The organism is Micromonospora sp. CNB394 (assembly GCF_000374985.1).
GTDB lineage: Bacteria > Actinomycetota > Actinomycetes > Mycobacteriales > Micromonosporaceae > Micromonospora > Micromonospora marina.
Map to the genome: position 1 here is coordinate 225,199 of NZ_KB895828.1, position 17,951 is coordinate 243,149.

A 17,951-nucleotide genomic window follows, 5' to 3' on the forward strand; every position below is an offset into this window, starting at 1 on the left:
CAACCGGCGCGCGGTCAGCCGGCCAGCAGGGCGGCCATCCGCTGCGCCTGCGTCTCCCAGCGCCACTCCCGCTCCACCCAGGCGCGGCCGGCGGCGCCGAACTGCCGGGCCAGGTCCCGGTCGGCGAGCAGTGTGGCCACCCGGTCGGCGAGCTGGGCCACGTTCCGGCCGCCGACCACGTACCCGGTCTCCCCCTCGCGGACCGCGTCCGGGGCACCACCGGAGTCGCCGGCCACCACCGGCAGCCCGGTCGCGCTCGCCTCCAGGTAGACGATCCCGAGGCCCTCCACGTCCAGGCCCCGGTTGCGGGTGCGGCACGGCATCGCGTAGACGTCACCGGCCGCGTAGTGGGCGGGCAGCTCGGCGGAGGGCACCGAGCCGGTGAAGACCACGTCGCGTTCCAGCCCGGTCTGCCGGGCCAGCTTCTCCAGCGTCGAGCGGTACGGGCCGCCGCCGACCACGAGCAGCGCGGCGTCGGGCACCCGGCGGCGGATCTCCGGCAGCGCGCGGATCAGCATGTCCTGGCCCTTGCGGGGCACCAGCCGCGACACGCACACCACCACCGGCCGGTCGGCCAGCCCGAGCCGCGACCGGACCCGCCCGCCGTCGACATCCGGGTGGTAGGTCTCCACGTCCACGCCGGGCGCGAGCCGCCGCAACTCGGTCAGCCCGTCCAGCGCGCGGGCCAGCCGCGCCCGGGTGTACTCGCCGAGGTAGGTGGTCACGTCCACGCCCCGGCCGATCCGGCGCAGCGCCGACCGGGCGCCGGGCAGCGCCGCCCAGCCGACCTCGTGGCCGTGGGTGAGCGCCACCGCCCGGCGGATCCCGGCCCGCCGCCGCAGGCCCCCCGCGAGCAGCCCCAGCGGGGCCGCCGCGCCGAACCACACGGTGTCGCAGTCGTACGCGCGCGCCAGCCGCGCCGCCCGCCGGGCGATCAGCGGGGTGGGCAGCAGCACCCGGGTCTGCTCCCGGACCACCTCGAACGGCTGGTCGGCGTCGAACTTCTCCGCCCCGCGCCAGCTCGACGCGTACACCACCACCGAGCCGGGCTGCTGGCGTACCGCGAGGTTGTGCACGAACGACTGGATGCCGCCGGGGCGCGGCGGGAAGTCGTTGGTGATCAGCAAGGTACGGCTCATCGGCCGGACTCCCTGGCGTAGGCGCGGGCGGCGGCCATCCGCTCCACGGTGGACGGGTGGGTCGCCGACCAGAGGCGCTCCCAGCGCGGCGGGTCGGGGTCGGCCAGGTTGACCCCGGCCAGTCGCCGCTGCATCGCCTCGAACGTCGCCGGGTCGCCGGTGAGTGCCAGCGCGTGAGCGTCGGCGCGGGCCTCGATCCGGCGCGAGACCAGCGCCTGGACCGGGGTGGCGAGCAGGCCGGCGACCGTGACCAGCGCGATCAGCAGTGGGAACGCCCGCGGCTCGGCGATCGAGTCGACGCCGGCGAGCCGTAGCAGCGGCGTCCACGAGCCGATCAGGTAGAGCGCCACCACGGCGGCGGCGGCGCCGAGCGCGCCGAGCACCGTGCCGGTCCACACGTCCCGGTCCTTGGCGTGCCCCAGCTCGTGGGCGACCACGCTGGTCACCTCGGCCGGCTCCGCCTCGCGCAGCAGCGTGTCGTAGACGACCACCCGCCGCGTCGGGCCGAGCCCGGAGACGTACGCGTTCACCGCGCTGGTGCGCCGGGACGCGTCGGCGACGAGCACGTCACGCACCGGTACGCCGTCCCGGGCGGCCATCGCGGTCAGCTCACTGCGCAGCGGGCCCGGCTCCATCGGCGTGAACCGGTTGAACACCGGCTCGACCAGCACCGGCAGCACGAACGACAGCACCACCACCAGGGCCGCCGCTCCGGCCGCGCCGAACGCCCACCACCAGCGCGGGGCGAGCCGGACCACGGTGTAGAAGCCGAGCAGTACCAGCGCGCCGATCACCGCGCTGACCGCGTACGACTTGAGCAGGTCGACCGCCCAGCCGCCCCAGCCCTGGGTGCTCAGCCCGTACCGGACCAGCACGGTTCTTCGCCAGGCCGCGAACGGCAGCGTGAGCAGGTCGGCGAGGAACACGACGGCCAGCCCGCCGAGCACGGCCTGCGCGATCCAGTGCCCGCCGAACGGCCGGCCGACCAGTTCGACCAGGCGCCCGCCCAGCGGGGTCAGCCCGAGCAGCAGCGCCACCACCAGCCCGACCGCCAGCGCCGACCAGACCGCCGGGCGCAGCGCGCCGTGGAACGCCCGGCCCCGGGTCACCTGCTCGGCCGGGAGATCCCGCAGCGCCGCGAGCTGGTCGGCGCGGGGTGCCGGCGGACGGCTCCACGGCACCAGCAGCGCCACCGCCACGAGCAGCGCGACCACCAGGCCGCCGAGGGTCAGCAACGCCCAGGCGCGCGGGGTCATCGCCCCGCCCCGCCGTCGTGCCCGGTCCGAGTCATGCCGCCCCCTCCCGCCGTGACCGCCCATCCTATTGCCCGGCGCGGGCAGCGGGCAGCGGGCAGCGGGCAGCGGGCAGCGGGCAGCGGGCAGCGGGAGCGTCAGGCGATCCGGCGGCAGCCGGTGCGGCGGGGCGGCGGCGCCCGTCTCGGGGCCGGCGCCGCGGCGGGCGCGGGTGGCAGCACCTCGACCTCGAACCCGGCCCGCGCGAACACCTCGATCGCCCGGTGCTCGGCCGGGCCCAGGTCGGCCGGGTCGGAGTCGAGCAGTGCGGTCACCAGGCAGCCGGAGCAGCCGGCACCGCGGTTGCCGCAGGTGTCGCAGTCGATGAGCATCAACGCCTCCTGACAGGTCGCCGGTGGCGCTCGGGCAAGGGACCACCACCGTCGGTCACCGGAACGCTAACGCTCGGGTATGACAGAACCGGACAACGAGGCAGCACCCGCCGCGAACCCGAACCAGTACGCCGAAGTGGCGCGATCAACACGCCCTCGACCCGCCACCTCCCCGACCTGGCGTCGATCAGGTGAGAGCGAAGTTCAGGACCGGGCCAGGCGCCGCAGCAGCGAGTCGGCGCCCAGCGGGTACGCGCCGTGCCGGCGTACCCCGTCGGCGACCTCGCGGTCGGAGGAGACCACCACCACCGGCCGCCCGGCCGGCTCGGCGCGGACCAGCCGGCGGATCAGCTCGTCGGCGGTCTCGCCCTTGCGGGAGAACAGCACGCGTACGCCGCGCGGAGCCGGGGGCAGCCCGTGGATCCGCTCGGCGCCGTCGAAGACGACTGTGACCTCGTCCCCGGTCTGCGCGGCGATCCCGCCCAGCCCGGTGATGAGCCGCTTGCGCTGCTGCTCCAGCGACATCTCGCCGAAGCCGCGCTTGGTCACGTTGTAGCCGTCCACCACCAGGTGCGCCCGCGGCAGCGCGAGCAACTGGTCGAGGCGGGCCGGGTCGTCGGTGTCGCGGGCCCGGGTCGACGGGCCGGCCGCTGCCGCGCCCGGCTGCTCGGCGAACGCGTCGGCGACGAAGTCGGCCGGGAGCTTGTCCACCGGGTCGAGCGCCAGCTCGCGGCGCAGCCCCACGGCGGCCTGGCCGATCGTCTCCAGCAGCAGCCACAGCCGCGCGTCGTCGACCGAGCGGGCCTCCTTGGCGCTGGCCCGGGCCACCCCGGCGGTGGCCTCCGCCTCAGCCAGCCGGGCCCGGGCGCGGCGCAGCTCCGCGTCCGCGTCGGCGGCGGCACGGGTCGCCCGCCCCCGCTCGGTGGCGAGCATCTCGGTGGCCTTGCGCTCCCGGGCCTGGGTCTCCCGCAGGGTACGGGTCAGCTGGCGCGCCTCCTCGCGGAGCTGACCCAGCTCCTCCCGCACCCGGGCCAGTTCGTCGCGCAGCTTCTCCGCCTCGACCCGGGCCACCGCCCGGTCGTGCTCGGCGCGGGCGGCCCGCTGCTCGGCCTCGCGGACCAGTTCGGCCACGACCGCGCTGTCGGCCTCGGCGCGTACCGCCTCGCCGCTGGCCTCGATCAGTTCCCGCCAGCTGCGGGGCCGGGCCAGGTAGGCCAGGGCGGCCACCTCGACCGGGTCGGCGGCGGCGGGCGCGGTGCCCTCGACCACCGCCGCGCCCAGGTCACCGGCGTCGGCGAGCACCCGGGCGGTGATCCGCTGCCGGAACAGCGGGTCGGCGGTGAGCTGGGCGGCGATCGCGGGCGCGCCCAGGCGCGCGCGGCGGTTGGGGGCGAACTTGGCGACCCGCCGCAGCGGCACGGGCACCTCGTCGGCGGGCAGGCCGGGCAGCACGGCGGCGGTCAGCGTGACGATCCGCTGCCGGACCGGCTCGGGCAGCACGGGCTCGGGCTCGATCGCTGCCGGCGCCTCCTCGTCGGCGGGCACACCGACCACCGGCTCCTCCGCGGAGGAGCGGTCGTCGTGCGGCTCGGTGAGGGGCATGAGGCAAGTCTCCCACCCCGAACGGGCCCACCGCCCGGTGAGTGAGCCGATCTCTCATCGTACCCCCGTGGTATCTCCTGGGGCGGCGGTGACAGGAGTGTCGGACCGTGCCGCTAGCGTCCCGCGGGTGACAGGAGCGGAGTACGTCCAGGAGTCGCTGGCCGGCCTGGACCCGGCCGGCAGCGGTGTCGACCCGGCGCTGCCGCTCTACGCGACCACCTTCGTGGTGGTCGACCTGGAGACCACCGGCGGCACGCCCGACGGCGGCGGGATCACCGAGATCGGCGCGGTGAAGGTCCGCGGCGGCGAGGAGCTGGGCGTGCTCGCCACACTCGTCAACCCGGGCGTGCCGATCCCGCCGTTCATCACCGTGCTCACCGGCATCACCCAGGCCATGCTGCTGCCCGCCCCGCCGATCGAGCAGGTGCTGCCCAGCTTCCTGGAGTTCGTCAGCGACGCCGTGCTCGTCGCCCACAACGCGCCGTACGACGTGGGTTTCCTCAAGGCGGCCTGCGCGAAACACGGCTACCGCTGGCCCAACCCCCGGGTGCTGGACACGGCCGCGCTGGCCCGGCGGGTGCTCACCCGCGACGAGGTGCCCAACCGCAAGCTGGGCACGCTCGCCGCCTACTTCCGCACCGCGACCCAGCCCACCCACCGGGCGCTCGACGACGCGAAGGCCACCGTCGACGTGCTGCACGGGCTGATCGGCCGCCTCGGCGGGCACCGGGTCGACACGGTCGGCGAGGCGATCGTGTTCGCCCGCGCGGTCACCCCCACCCAGCGCCGCAAGCGGCACCTCGCCGACGGGCTGCCCAAGGTGCCGGGCGTCTACATCTTCCGGGCCGCCGACGACCGGCCGCTCTACGTCGGCACGTCCGGCGACATCGCCACCCGGGTCCGCAGCTACTTCACCGCCGCGGAGAAGCGGGCCCGGATCTCCGAGATGCTCGCCGCCGCCGAGCGGGTGGAGGCGGTCGAGTGCGCCCACTCGCTGGAGGCCGAGGTCCGCGAGCTGCGGCTGATCGCGGCGCACGCGCCGCCGTACAACCGCCGGTCGAAATATCCGGAGCGCCAGGTGTGGCTGAAGCTCACCGACGAGGCGTACCCCCGGTTGTCGATCGTGCGCGCCATCGCGCCCACCGACACGGCCTACCTGGGGCCGTTCCGGTCCCGGCAGGCGGCGGAGCTGGCCGCCGCCGGCTTCCACGACGCGGTGCCGCTGCGGCAGTGCACGCACCGGCTCTCCCGGCGCACCACCACGCCGGCCTGCGCGCTGGCCGAGCTGGGTCGGTGCCCGGCGCCCTGCGAGCACCGGATCACCCCCGAGGAGTACGACGACCGCGCCGCGACACCGTTCCGCACCGCCACCAGCGACGACCCCGGTGTGGTGGTGGACGCGCTGCTCGCCCGCATCGAGGTGCTGTCGGCCGCCCGGCGGTACGAGGAGGCGGCGGTGGTCCGCGGCCGGCTGGTGGCGGTGCTGCGCGCGGCGGTCCGGATGCAACGGCTGGCCGCGTTGACCGGCATCGCCGAACTCGCCGCCGCCCGGCCGGCCGCCCGGGGCGGCTGGGAGCTGGCGCTGATCCGGCACGGCCGGCTGGCCGGGGCCGGGGTGTCCCCGCCGGGTGTCCACCCGCGACCCACCATCACCGCGATCCGCGCCACCGCCGAGACGGTGCTGCCCGGGCACGGTCCGGTGCCGGCCGCGACGGCCGAGGAGACCGAGCGGCTCCTGTCCTGGTTGGAGCGACCGGAGACCCGGCTGGTCGAGGCGACCGACGGCTGGGCCTCGCCGGTGGCGGGCGCGGGGCGTTTCCGTGACCTGCTGACGAAGGCGGAGAACGGCGGATCCGCCAAACTCTCGACCGAACGCTCATGACCAACTGACCGATCGGACTACCTCGACTCCCTTAGTCTGTTAAAGGAGTGCAGACCTGCCCGATTCGCGGGCTCTGCTCCCGGTCGCCGGTTCCCGGCGGCCGAGGGCCGGGGTGAGGAGGTGTCCCAGGTGGACGTCGACGCCGGACACGGCGCCGCCCTGGGTGGCGCGCTTCCAACCCAGGGCGAACTACCACTCACCCGCCGCCTGCGTTCCCTGCTCACCTGGCCGACCTCCGACGGTGACCCGGTCACCGCACTGGTCCGGGTCCACCGGGGCATCCACGCGAGCGCCGACGCCTCGGTGCTGCGCCGGGCCTACACGATCGCCGAGAACATGCACCGCGGCCAGTTCCGCAAGAGCGGCGAGCCGTACATCACCCACCCGCTGGCGGTGGCGCAGATCTGCGCCGACCTCGGCATGGACACCATCACCCTGGTCGCGGCGCTGCTGCACGACACGGTGGAGGACACCCGCTACACGCTGCAGGCGCTCCAGGAGGACTTCGGCCGCGAGGTCGCCCACCTGGTCGACGGCGTGACCAAGTTCGACAAGGCGTTCTACGGCAAGGCCGCCGAGGCGGAGACCGTCCGCAAGATGATCGTGGCGGCCGGCAAGGACGTCCGGGTGCTGGTGATCAAGCTGGCCGACCGGCTGCACAACATGCGTACGCTCGGCGTCCGCTCGGCCGCCTCCCGGGAGCGGATCGCCCGCAAGACCCAGGAGGTGCTGGTCCCGCTCTGCGACCGGCTGGGCATCCAGACGCTCAAACGCGAGCTGGACGACGTGGTGCTGCTGCACCTGCGGCCGGAGGAGCACGCGCGGATCGCCCGGTTCGTGCACGACCGGCCCGGCTGGGACGCCTACCTGGCCGACGTGGTGGCCCGCACCCGGGCGGCGCTGCGCCGCAACCGGGTCGACGCCGACGTCTCCCCCCGCCCCCGGCACCTCTACTCGATCTGGAAGGACACCGTCGCCGGCGACCACGCCGTACCGTACGACCTACCCCGCATCGCGATCGTGGTGGACGGTCCGGCGACCGACTGTTACGCCGCGCTGGGCGCCGTGCACGGACTCTGGCGGCCGGTGCCGGGCCGGTTCAAGGACTTCATCGCCTCCCCGAAGAACAACCTCTACCGGTCCCTGCACACCAGTGTCTGCGGGCCCCAGGACCGCACCGTCGAGGTGCTGATCCGCACCACCGAGATGCACCGCTCCGCGGAGTACGGCGTGGCCGCCCACTACCGCTTCCCCCGGGCCGCCGGGCGGGCCGCCGACCGGGCGGACGAGCTGGCCTGGCTGCGCCGGGTGCTCGACTGGGAACAGGGGACGGTCGACCCGACCCAGTTCATGGAGTCGCTGCGCTGCGACCTGTCCGAGGCGCAGATCCAGGTGGTCGCCGACGGGCGGCAGGTGGTGCTGCCGGCCGGGGCGACGCCTGTCGACCTCGCGTACGAGCTGGGCACCGAGCGCGGCGACCACTGCCTGGCCGCCCGGATCAACGGCCGCCTCGCGCCGCTGGCCTCCGAACTGGAGGAGGGCGACGTGGTGGAGATCTTCACCGAGAACGACGCGGAGAGCGGCTTCGAGGCGGACGTGGCCCCGCGCGGCCCGCGTCGGGAGTGGCTGGGCTTCGTGAAGTCCCCGCACGCCCAGATGCAGATCAACCGCTGGTTCGCCGAGCACACCGAGCCGGGCATCTCGATCGCCGACAAGGTACGGCTCGGCCGGGCCTCGATCGGCCTGGCGTTGCGCAAGCACAACCGGGGCCTGGCCAGCGACCTGCCGTTGCTGCGGCTGTCCGAGGAACTGGGCTACCCCGACCTGGAGACGCTGCTGGTGGCGGTCTTCGACCGCACGGTCGAGCCGGACACCGTGGTCCGGCAGTTGATCGATCTGGTCGATCACCGGCAGTAGACGGAGCCGGTCCGCGCCGGGACCACTAGCCTGGACGGCATGATCCCCCGCGCGCGTGCCACCGGACGGGCTTTCGGCTACCAGATCTTCTACCGGCTTCCGGTCCCGCTGCGACGGCGGCTGGTCCGGCTGGCCGTACCGAAGTACATCGTGGGTGCGGTCACGCTGGTCCGGGACGCGGAGGCCACCGGCGCGGGCCGGATCCTGCTGCTGCGCCAGCCGCCCGGCTACAGCTGGACGCTGCCGGCCGGGCTGCTGCAACGCGGCGAGGCCCCGGTGGTCGGCGCCGCCCGTGAGCTGTACGAGGAGTCCGGCGTCCGCCTGTCCCCCGACGCGCTGCGTCCGGCGGTGCCGAACGCGGTGGTGCACGCCAAGGGCTGGGTCGACGTGGTCTTCGAGGCGGAGGTTCCGGCGTCGGCCACCGAGCTGAAGGTGGACGGTGCCGAGGTCTTCGAGGCCGCGTTCCATCCGCTCGACGACCTTCCCCGGCTCAGCCGCGCCACCGCCAACCTGCTCGGGTACTACGGCATCGGCCCGCGCGCCGGCGAGCACCCTCCGGCTCCGTGAGCGCCCCGTACGCGGGCGCTCCGGCGCCGGGGGTCGAGGTGTGCGCGGTGGTGCTGGCCGCGGGCGAGGGCACCCGGCTGCGCCCGCTCACCGAGCGGGTGCCGAAGGCGCTCTGCCCGGTCGGTAACGTCCCGCTGCTGGACCGGGCGCTGGCCCGGCTGGCCGGGCTCGGCCTGACCGGCCCGGAGCGGGTCGCGGTGAACGCCTGCTACCTGGGCGACCAGGTGGTCGCGCGGGTGGGCGACCGGGCCCACCTGTCGGTCGAGCCGGACGCGCCGCTGGGCACCGCCGGAGGGGTGGGCCGGCTGCGGGAGTGGATCGCCGGCCGGGGCGTGCTGGTCGGCAACGCCGACGCGTACCTGGCCGACCCGCAGGCCCCGCCCGGGCCGGACATCGCCGCGCTGCTGCACGGCTGGGACGGGCACGGCGTACGCCTGCTCGGCCGGCCCGCCGACGACCCGGACGCCCCCGGCACCTTCGACGGCCACGAGTTCGTGGGTTTCTCGCTGCTGCCCTGGCGGCTGGTCCGCGACCTGCCCGCCACGTTCGGCGACCTGGTCCGGACGGTGTGGCGGCCGGCGGAGGCGGCCGGGGCGCTGACGGTGGTGCCCTACCGGGGCACGTTCTACGACACCGGCACCCCGGCCGACTACCTGGCCGCCAACCTGCACGCGGCCGGACCGGGCGGCCTGGTGGACCCGGCCGCGACGGTGCACGGCCGGGTCACCGGCTCGGTGGTCGGCACCGCCGCGCGGGTGCACGGCGACGTCGACCGGTCGGTGGTGTGGCCGGGCGCGACCGTCGCGGCCGGGGAACGCCTGCGTGAGGTGATCCGGGCCGGGGACGACCTGACCGTCCCGGCGGCGCGCTGAGGGCCGCGGGCTCTAGCATGGGCCTCGTCGCCGACGAACGGAGAACCGTCCCGTGATCACCGCGATCGTGCTGATCGACTGCGCCACCGACTCCATCCCCGAGGTGGCCGAGACCCTGGCCAACCTGCCCGGTGTCAGCGAGGTCTACTCCGTGGCCGGGCACGTCGACCTGATCGCCATGGTCCGGGTCCGGGAGTTCGAGCAGATCGCCCAGGTCATCGCCGGCAGCATCTCGAAGGTGCCGGGCGTGCTCAACACCGAGTCGCACATCGCGTTCCGCGCCTACTCCCAGCACGACCTGGAGGAGGCGTTCGCGATCGGGCTGGCCAACGCCGACTGACACGAGCCGGTGACCGGCCCGCCCTCGCGGGCGGACCGGCCACCGTCGACCGTGCGGTACGTCAGCTCTGGCTGGGCACCGGGGTCTCCGTGGTGCCCGGAGCGGGCTCCTCGGTCTCGGTGCCACCCGGAGCCGGCGACTCGGTGCCACCCGGGGACGTGGTGCCGCCCGGGCTGGGCGTGCCGCTGGCGCTGGCCTGCGGAACCGGGACGCCCAGGGTCTGGGCCAGGGCCACGAGCGCGTCGTAGTGCGCCTGGAGCACCGGCAGCGCGTCCTGGGCGAGCTGCACCACCGACTGCTCGGAGCCCTGCGAGATCTCGGTCTGGGTGGCCTGGATCGCCTGGACGTGGCCGGCGAGTTCAGCGGTCACCCACGCCTTGTCGAACTCGGCCCCGCTGAGGTTGTTCAGCTCGTCCAGGACCTGCTGCTGGTCGGCGGTCGGTTCGGCCGGCAACTGCACGTTGAGCTGCTGCGCGGTCGACTGCACCGTCTGGTCCAGCTGGGTGTGGTCCGTCACGAACATCTTGCCCAGGTCCTTGACCTGCTGGTTCTGGCCCTTCTGCTGGGCCAGGTTACCGGCGGTGATCTCGAACAGGTTGACCTGGTGCACCGCCTGCAGGTACTGCGTGTCCTGCGTCGACGGCTGCGCCGCCGCCTGCGCCGCGGCGGCGGGCGCCAGCCCCACGACCACCAGCGCGGCCAGCAGGCCCAGGCGTTTGATTCCCAACATTCGTTCCTCCCCCATGAGACGTCGGACCGCACGGATACCCGGCTGACCGGGGTTATTCCTGCGATTCCACTCGTCCGTGTCGGGGCGACTGCCGTCGGCGCACCGGTCGTCCGGCCCCGTGCGGGAGGCAACGGGACGACCGGGGCGGAAACGGCAGTGGCGCCCGCCGGAGGATCCGGCGGGCGCCACTGCCAGTCGTACCGCTGAGGGTCAGCGACGGCTCTCGCCGCTGCCGATCTCCTCCCGCTCCGGCCGGGCCTCGACCGGCGGGTGCCCCGGCGAGACCGGCGCCTCGGCCGGCTTCTCGATCGGGTAGAAGAAGCCCCGGATCGCCGGGCCGAGGGCACCGAGCCGGTTCATCTTCTTCGGCACCACCCAGCCGACGTAGTCCAGCGCCGGCGGGTGACCGTCGTGGCCGTCGGCCGAGGTGAGCGGCTGGTGGACCTCGACGAACCGGCCGTCGGGCAGCCGCTTGATGATGCCGGTCTCCACGCCGTGGGCCAGCACCTCCCGGTCGTGCTGCTGTAGACCCAGGCAGAGCCGGTACGTGACGTAGTACGCGATCGGCGGCAGGATCAGCAGGCCGATCCGGCCGGCCCAGGTCATCGCGTTCAGGCTGATCTGGAACTTGTCCGCGATGACGTCGTTGGCGCCGGAGAGGGTCAGCACGATGTAGAAGGTGACCGCCATGGCGCCCACGGCGGTCCGGGCCGGAACGTCCCGGGGCCGCTGGAGCAGGTTGTGGTGCTTGTAGTCCTTGAGGCGGCGCGCCTCCAGGAACGGATACATCGTCGACAGGCCGACCAGGATTCCGGGTAGCACCACTGTCGGCCAGAACAACGGTGGAATGACGTACCCGTCGCCGATCGGGATGCTGATCTCCCAGCCCGGCATGAGCCGGGTCGAGCCGTCGAGGAACATGACGTACCAGTCGGGCTGGCTGGCCGCCGAGACCACCCACGCCTCGTACGGGCCGAACAGCCAGATCGGGTTGATCTGGAACAGGCCGCCCATCAGCGCGATCACGCCGAAGACGACCATGAAGAAGCCGCCCTGCTTGAGCGCGTAGCGCGGGAACATCCGCTCGCCGACCACGTTGGAGTTGGTCCGGCCGGGGCCGGGCCACTGGGTGTGCTTCTGCTTGAACACCAAGCCGAGGTGGACGCTGATCAGCGCCACCAGCAGGCCCGGGATGAGCAGCACGTGGGCGATGAAGAAGCGGCTGATGATGATGGTGCCGGGGAACTCCCCGCCGAAGATCGACGAGCTGACCCAGGAACCGATCACCGGGATCGACAGGATGATCGCGGAGGCGATCCGCAGACCGGTGCCGGACAGGCCGTCGTCCGGCAGCGAGTAGCCGGTGAAACCGGCCAGGAAGCCGACCCAGAACAGCAGCGAGCCGATGATCCAGTTGGTCTCACGCGGCTTGCGGAACGCGCCGGTGAAGAAGACCCGCAGCATGTGGACCACGATCGCGGCCATGAACAGCAGGGCCGACCAGTGGTGCATCTGCCGCATGATCAGGCCACCGCGGACGTCGAACGAGATGTCCAGGCTGGAGGCGTAGGCGGCCGACATCGGGGTGCCCCGCAGCGGGGCGTAGCTGCCGTTGTAGATGACCTCGGTCATCGCCGGCTCGAAGAAGAACGTCAGGAAGACGCCGGTGAGCAGCAGGACGACGAACGAGAACAGCGCGATCTCGCCGAGCAGGAAGGACCAGTGGTCGGGGAAGACCTTGTTCAGCAGCTTGCGCAGCGGCGTGGCCACCTGGAAGCGGTCGTCCACCGCCCGCGCGCTCTTGGCCGGCAGCGCTGCTGCATCAAACTTTCGGCGCTTCATGGCCGCTCCCAGAAGTCGGGACCGATGGTCTCGGTGTAGTCGGACTTCGCCACGAAGAAGCCCTCCTCGTCCACCTCGATCGGCAGCTGCGGCAGCGGCCGGTTGGCCGGGCCGAAGATCGGCTTGGCGTTGTCGGTGATGAGGAACTGGGACTGGTGGCAGGGGCAGAGCAGGCGGTTGGTCTGCTGCTCGTAGAGGCTGGCCGGGCAGCCGGCGTGCGTACAGATCTTGGAGTACGCGACGTAGTTGCCCCACATGTAGTCGCCGTGACCCTTGCGCTCGTTCGCGGCGCGCGACTTCTGCGCGTCGTCCTCCCGCAGGTGGATGAGCAGGGTGGGCGAGTCGGCGTGCAGGTTGCTCACGCCGCCGTCGATGCCCGGGAACACGGTGAGCTGGCCGCCGACGCTGACGTCGGCCGGGCGGATCGGGCGGCCGTCCTCACGGATCAGCCGGATCTTCCGGCCACCCTCGGCGGGGTGGAAGCCGGTGGTGAACATCTGGTTGTTCTTGTGCGGCTGCTCGATCAGGCCACCGATCAGCGGGGCCGCGGCCACCGCGCCCACCGGCGCCAGGCCGGCGAGCAGGGAGATGCCGAGCAGCGGCCGGCGGCGTACGCCCATCTCGTCGGCCAGGTAGAGCATGGTCTCACCGGTGATCTTGCGATCCTCCGGGTTGTCGACCTGGTCGTGCCGGTCCTGGATCGAGACCTCCTTGGGCAGCAGCTTCTTGCCCCAGGTCAGGATGCCGAAGCCGACGCCCAGCAGCGCGAGGCCGAGGGTCACGCCGAGCAGCGGCGTGTAGAGCTTGTCGCCGCCGGCACCCGGCTCCCACTGCCACGGCCACCAGATGTAGACCACCAGGAAGGCGGTCGCGAAGGCGCCGGTCAGCAGGAACATCAGGGCGACCGTACGGGTCAGCCGGCGCTCGGCCTTGCTGCCGGGGGCCACCTGCGGCTCGTAGTGGACGATCTCGATGTCGTCCCGCCGCGCGCCCTCCTGGACGACGTCGAACCGGGAGAGCCGGGGGTCGTTCACGTCGAGCGGCTCCGGGCCCTGCTGGGCCTGGTGCTCGGTGTGGGTGCTCATGCCGTCACCTCGCTACGGGTGACGCCGGGGGTCGGCGCCACAGCACTGGAAGCGTTGATTCGTCCGGTCACGACTTGCCCGCGATCCACAGGCTCGCGAAGACCAGCGCGACGATACCGACCAGGAAGATCGCGAGACCCTCCGTCGACGGGCCGTAGCGGCCCAGGTTGAAACCGCCCGGGTCGCCGTCGTGCTTCAGCGTCTCCTGGATGTAGGCGATGATGTCCGCCTTCTCCTCGGGCGTGATCTGGTTGTCGCCGAACACCGGCATGTTCTGCGGGCCGCTCAGCATGGCGGCGTAGATCTGCCGGTCGCTGGCCGGGGCGAGGCTCGGGGCGTACTTGCCGGAGGACAGCGCGCCGCCGCCACCGCCGAACGCGTGGCACTGCGAGCAGTTGATCCGGAACAGCTCGCCGCCGGTGGACAGGTTGGCGCCCTCACGCAGGTCGCCGCCGGGGACCTGCGGGCCGCCGCCGAGCTCCTGGATGTACTGCCCGAGCTGGCGCACCTGCTCGTCGGTGAAGACCGGCGGCTTGCGCATCGCCTGGGCCTCCTGGCGGGCCATCGGCATGCGACCGCTGCCGACCTGGAACTCGACCGAGGCGGACCCGACACCGATCAGGCTCGGACCGCGGCCCTCGATGCCCTGCGCGTTGCGACCGTGACAGGTCACACAGCTCACGTCGAACAGCGCCTTGCCCTCGTTGCCTGCGGCGGTCAACGGAGGGTTGTCCTGCGCCTGCACGCCGGGGGCGAAAACGGTGTAGGCACCGCCGGCCAGCATCAGGGCGGCGAACAGCCGGACCGCGGCACCCAGCCGGCGGCGGCCCCTGCTGCGCGCAACGGGCCGCCCGCGCAGGCGCGCGAGCAGACCGCGTCGGCGGTCGTTGTCAGAAGTCATGACCTGTGTCCTTAACCGGTTGGACCTTGTCTCAGGGGACGGAGCAGCGGCGCGGTTCGTGACGCGCCAAGATCACTGGAGCCAGTAGATCATGACGTAGAGCCCGATCCACACGACGTCCACGAAGTGCCAGTAGTAGGACACGACGATCGCCGAGGTCGCCTGGGCGGGGGTGAAGCGGCCCATCGTGGTACGGATCATGAAGATCACGAAGGCGATGAGACCGCCGGTCACGTGCAGACCGTGGAAGCCGGTCGTGAGGTAGAACATCGACCCGTAACCGTCTTCGTTGATCTTCACGCCCTCGTGCACCAGGGTCCGGTACTCGTTGAGCTGACCGAGCACGAAGATCAGACCCATCACGAAGGTGATCGTGAACCACCGGCGCAGAGCGTGGACGTCACCGCGCTCGGCCGCGAACACGCCGATCTGGCAGGTGATCGAGGAGAGCACCAGGATCACCGTGAACGTGGTCGCGTACGGGACGTTCAGCACCTCGGTGTGCTTCTCCCACTGCTCCGGCGCCGCCGCGCGGATGGAGAAGTACATCGCGAACAGCGCCGCGAAGAACATGAGTTCGCTGGAGAGCCACACGATCGTCCCGACGCTGACCATGTTGGGCCGCGTCAGGGAGTGGATCCGGCTCTTGTCAATGGCTGGGGCCGCAGTCACGCGGTCATTATTGCCCCTGACCGGGACCGACGATCAGCGGGGTGCCAAACCCGGCCCCTCCGTGGCCCGATCGTGGTGGTCCGCTTCGCCTGACCTACCCTGAAAAGCGTGCTGCACGTCGATCAGATCCGCGCCGTCACCTCGGCTGTTCCGGCGACGCTGGCGGCGGGAGGCGAGAGCGCCCCGCCGCCGTTCACGGTGACCCGGGTGTTCACCGAGACGCGGCTGGACAGCTGGCTCACGCTGGGCATCGTCCTGGCCGCCGGCCTCTACCTCTACGGGGTGCACCGGCTGCGGCTGCGCGGCGACCGCTGGCCGGTCGTCCGTACCGTGTCGTTCCTCGGCCCCGGCCTCGGCGGCATCGCGCTGGTCACGCTCACCGGCCTCGGCGCGTACGACACCGCCCTGCTCTCGGTGCACATGGTGCAGCACATGGTGCTGTCGATGATCGCGCCGATCTTCCTGGCGCTCGGCGCCCCGATGACGCTGGCGCTGCGCACGCTCCCGGCACGGCCCCGCAAGCGGCTGCTCGCGATCGTGCACAGCAAGGTGATCCGGATCTACACCTTCCCGCTTGTGGCGTTCGCCATCTTCGTGGTGAACCCGTTCGCGCTGTACTTCACCGACCTCTACGAGTTCACCCTGCGCCACGACTGGGCGCACGAACTGGTCCACGCGCACTTCATCGCCACCGGCTGCGTCTTCTTCTGGCCCCTGCTCGGCCTGGACCCGCTGCCCGGCCGCTGGCCGTACCCGGGACGTGCGCTGCTCATGCTGCTCTCGGTGCCGTTCCACACCGTCCTCGGCCTGACCATCATGCAGAGCACCACGCTGTTCGGCGGCGACTGGTACCCGTCGCTGAACCTTTATTGGTCCGACCCCTGGAACGACCAGGTGGTGGCCGGCGGCATCCTGTGGGCCGGCGGCGAGTTCGTCAGCGTCACCATGCTCGCCGTCCTGGTCGTCCAGTGGGTCAGGCAGTCCGAGCGCGAGGCCCGCCGGCTCGACCGCGAGCTGGACCGCCAGGAGGCCCGCGAGCGCGCCGCGGAGGCCAGCGCCTGAGGCCGGGTCAGGGGTACGCCCCGAGCCCGCCCGGGCGGGGCGACGACCCGGATGTGACGACCGCTACGATCAGCGGGCAGCTACGAGGTGGGAGCCACGTCACGATGAGCGATCGTCTTTGCACCGTCCTGCTCTACAGCGACGACCCGAAGGTCCGCGACCGGATGCGGCTGGCCGTGGGCACCCGGCCGGCGCCCGGGCTCGAGGTCGAGTTCGTCGAGGCCGACGACTACGACGCCTGCGTCCGGCTGGTCGACGACTACGAGATCGACCTGCTCCTGCTCGACGGCGAGGCGACCCCTGGCGGCGGCATCGGCATCGCCCGCCAGATCAAGGACGACCGGGACGACGCGCCGCCGACCTGCGTGGTGCTCGCTCGCGCCGCCGACCGCTGGCTGGCCGCGTACGCCGAGGTCGACGCCACGCTCACCCACCCGCTCGACCCGGTGGTCGCCGGCAGCACCGTCGCGGAGCTGCTGCGCCGCACCCACGCCGCGGCCTGATCGCCCGGCCTCAGCGCGCCACGGCGACGCGGCCGTAGCGCGCCCCAACCGCTTTCCTCACGCCGCTCGGGAGGCCCGCCATGGGCGAACGGACCTGGCCGCTTCTGCTCAACGCGCTGCTGCGCGGCGAGGAGCTCTCCACCGCCGACACCGCGTGGGCGATGGGCGAGATCATGGCCGGCTCGGCCACCCCGGCCCAGATCGCCGGGTTCGCCGTGGCGCTGCGCACCAAGGGCGAGACCCCCGCCGAGCTGGGCGGCCTCGTCGAGGCCATGCTGACCCGGGCGGTGCCGGTGCACCTGCCCGAGGACGTACGCGCGACCGCGCTGGACGTGGTCGGCACCGGCGGCGACCTCGCCCACACGGTGAACATCTCCACCATGGCGGCGCTGGTGGTCGCCGGGGCGGGGGTCCGCGTGGTCAAGCACGGCAACCGGGCCGCCTCCTCCTCCTGCGGCACCGCGGACGTGCTGGAGCAGCTCGGCGTCTCCCTCGACCTGGCGCCCGAGCAGGTGGCCCGCTGCGTCACCGAGGCCGGCATCGGCTTCTGCTTCGCCGCCCGGTTCCACCCCGGCATGCGGCACACCGGCCCGGTCCGGCGCGAGATCGGCGTACCCACCGCCTTCAACTTCCTCGGCCCGCTGACCAACCCGGCGCGGCCCCGCGCGGGTGCCGTGGGTTGCTTCGACAAGCGGATGGCCCCGGTGATGGCCGCCGTCTTCGCCGCCCGGGGTGACTCCGCGATCGTGGTACGCGGCGAGGACGGCCTGGACGAGTTCAGCACCGGCGCCCCCACCCGGGTCTGGGTGGCGCAGCAGGGCACCGTCACGGAGGCGGTGCTGGACGCCACCGAGCTCGGCGTGCCCCGGGCCACCCTGGCCGACCTGCGCGGCGGGGACGCGGTCTACAACGCCGACGTGGTCCGCCGGCTGCTCGCCGGTGAGACCGGTCCGGTACGGGACGCGGTGCTGGTCAACGCCGCCGTCGCGCTGGCCACCCAGGGTCCGCTCGACGGCGACCTGTACGAGGTGCTGCGGGCCAACCTGGACCGGGCCGCCGAGGCGGTCGACTCGGGTTCCGCCGCGGCCGCGCTGGAGCGGTGGCTCGAGGTGGCGCGCACCGCCTGACGGCGGGGTTGTCGTACCCGCGTGCCAAACTACACGGGAGTTATTTTCCGTTTTCGGCAGTTGGTTCGGCCGAGCCGTCGCGCCGG

17 protein-coding genes are annotated in these 17,951 nt (G+C 73.0%); 8 read left to right on the forward strand and 9 right to left on the reverse strand.

The window, feature by feature from the left end; all coding sequences use genetic code 11:
• Positions 1–14 precede the first annotated feature (14 nt).
• The 4 genes from C569_RS0108330 to C569_RS0108345 all read right to left on the reverse strand — a co-directional run bounded on the left by C569_RS0108330 (position 15) and on the right by C569_RS0108345 (position 4,365).
• Positions 15–1,139, reverse strand: a complete 1,125-nt coding sequence (locus C569_RS0108330) for a glycosyltransferase family 4 protein (RefSeq protein WP_026267862.1) — start codon at positions 1,137–1,139, stop codon at positions 15–17.
• Complete coding sequence (locus C569_RS0108335) at positions 1,136–2,395, reverse strand: M48 family metallopeptidase (RefSeq protein ID WP_018785337.1); 1,260 nt, start codon at positions 2,393–2,395, stop codon at positions 1,136–1,138. The genes C569_RS0108330 and C569_RS0108335 overlap by 4 nt, the downstream gene beginning before the upstream one ends.
• Positions 2,396–2,529: 134 nt before the next feature.
• Positions 2,530–2,763 carry a hypothetical protein gene (locus C569_RS0108340; protein WP_018785338.1) on the reverse strand — a complete coding sequence of 78 codons (234 nt, stop codon included), beginning with the start codon at positions 2,761–2,763 and terminating at the stop codon, positions 2,530–2,532.
• A gap of 204 nt (positions 2,764–2,967) precedes the next feature.
• On the reverse strand, positions 2,968–4,365 hold the full coding sequence (locus tag C569_RS0108345) for an NYN domain-containing protein (protein WP_018785339.1): 1,398 nt from the start codon (positions 4,363–4,365) through the stop codon (positions 2,968–2,970).
• A 127-nt stretch (positions 4,366–4,492) separates the two neighbouring features.
• Between C569_RS0108345 and C569_RS0108350 the strand changes: the two genes are divergently transcribed.
• The 5 genes from C569_RS0108350 (at position 4,493) to C569_RS0108370 (ending at position 9,943) form a co-directional block, all read left to right on the forward strand.
• Positions 4,493–6,247, forward strand: coding sequence for a DEDD exonuclease domain-containing protein (locus C569_RS0108350; RefSeq protein WP_018785340.1), 1,755 nt, complete (start codon positions 4,493–4,495; stop codon positions 6,245–6,247).
• 129 nt (positions 6,248–6,376) lie between these two features.
• Entirely contained in the window at positions 6,377–8,164 is a 1,788-nt protein-coding gene (locus C569_RS0108355; protein ID WP_026267863.1) for a bifunctional (p)ppGpp synthetase/guanosine-3',5'-bis(diphosphate) 3'-pyrophosphohydrolase, read from the forward strand.
• Between the two features lie 39 nt (positions 8,165–8,203).
• Complete coding sequence (locus C569_RS0108360) at positions 8,204–8,731, forward strand: NUDIX domain-containing protein (RefSeq protein WP_018785342.1); 528 nt, start codon at positions 8,204–8,206, stop codon at positions 8,729–8,731.
• Complete coding sequence (locus C569_RS0108365) at positions 8,728–9,603, forward strand: NTP transferase domain-containing protein (protein ID WP_018785343.1); 876 nt, start codon at positions 8,728–8,730, stop codon at positions 9,601–9,603. Before C569_RS0108360 ends, C569_RS0108365 begins: the two co-directional genes overlap by 4 nt.
• A 52-nt stretch (positions 9,604–9,655) precedes the next feature.
• Entirely contained in the window at positions 9,656–9,943 is a 288-nt protein-coding gene (locus tag C569_RS0108370) for an Lrp/AsnC family transcriptional regulator (RefSeq protein WP_013287689.1), read from the forward strand.
• A gap of 61 nt (positions 9,944–10,004) precedes the next feature.
• Here the strand turns inward: C569_RS0108370 and C569_RS0108375 are convergent, their stop codons facing one another.
• The 5 genes from C569_RS0108375 to C569_RS0108395 all read right to left on the reverse strand — a co-directional run bounded on the left by C569_RS0108375 (position 10,005) and on the right by C569_RS0108395 (position 15,173).
• Complete coding sequence (locus tag C569_RS0108375; protein WP_018785344.1) at positions 10,005–10,673, reverse strand: DUF4142 domain-containing protein; 669 nt, start codon at positions 10,671–10,673, stop codon at positions 10,005–10,007.
• Positions 10,674–10,883: 210 nt separating this feature from the next.
• Positions 10,884–12,515 carry a cytochrome b N-terminal domain-containing protein gene (locus tag C569_RS0108380; protein WP_026267865.1) on the reverse strand — a complete coding sequence of 544 codons (1,632 nt, stop codon included), beginning with the start codon at positions 12,513–12,515 and terminating at the stop codon, positions 10,884–10,886.
• Positions 12,512–13,600, reverse strand: coding sequence for a ubiquinol-cytochrome c reductase iron-sulfur subunit (locus tag C569_RS0108385; protein ID WP_018785346.1), 1,089 nt, complete (start codon positions 13,598–13,600; stop codon positions 12,512–12,514). The genes C569_RS0108380 and C569_RS0108385 overlap by 4 nt, the downstream gene beginning before the upstream one ends.
• Before the next feature lie 67 nt (positions 13,601–13,667).
• Positions 13,668–14,501, reverse strand: a complete 834-nt coding sequence (locus tag C569_RS0108390; protein WP_018785347.1) for a cytochrome c — start codon at positions 14,499–14,501, stop codon at positions 13,668–13,670.
• A 72-nt stretch (positions 14,502–14,573) separates the two neighbouring features.
• Positions 14,574–15,173, reverse strand: coding sequence for a heme-copper oxidase subunit III (locus C569_RS0108395; protein WP_026267866.1), 600 nt, complete (start codon positions 15,171–15,173; stop codon positions 14,574–14,576).
• Positions 15,174–15,281: 108 nt separating this feature from the next.
• On the opposite strand from C569_RS0108395, the gene C569_RS0108400 reads away from it, so the two are divergent.
• The 3 genes from C569_RS0108400 to trpD all read left to right on the forward strand — a co-directional run bounded on the left by C569_RS0108400 (position 15,282) and on the right by trpD (position 17,865).
• Positions 15,282–16,235 carry a cytochrome c oxidase assembly protein gene (locus C569_RS0108400; protein WP_018785349.1) on the forward strand — a complete coding sequence of 318 codons (954 nt, stop codon included), beginning with the start codon at positions 15,282–15,284 and terminating at the stop codon, positions 16,233–16,235.
• A gap of 104 nt (positions 16,236–16,339) precedes the next feature.
• Positions 16,340–16,738 (forward strand): hypothetical protein, encoded by a 399-nt coding sequence (locus tag C569_RS0108405; RefSeq protein WP_018785350.1) that lies wholly within the window; start codon positions 16,340–16,342, stop codon positions 16,736–16,738.
• Between the two features lie 80 nt (positions 16,739–16,818).
• Entirely contained in the window at positions 16,819–17,865 is a 1,047-nt protein-coding gene (gene trpD, locus C569_RS0108410) for an anthranilate phosphoribosyltransferase (protein WP_018785351.1), read from the forward strand.
• The last annotated feature ends 86 nt before the right edge of the window (positions 17,866–17,951 follow it).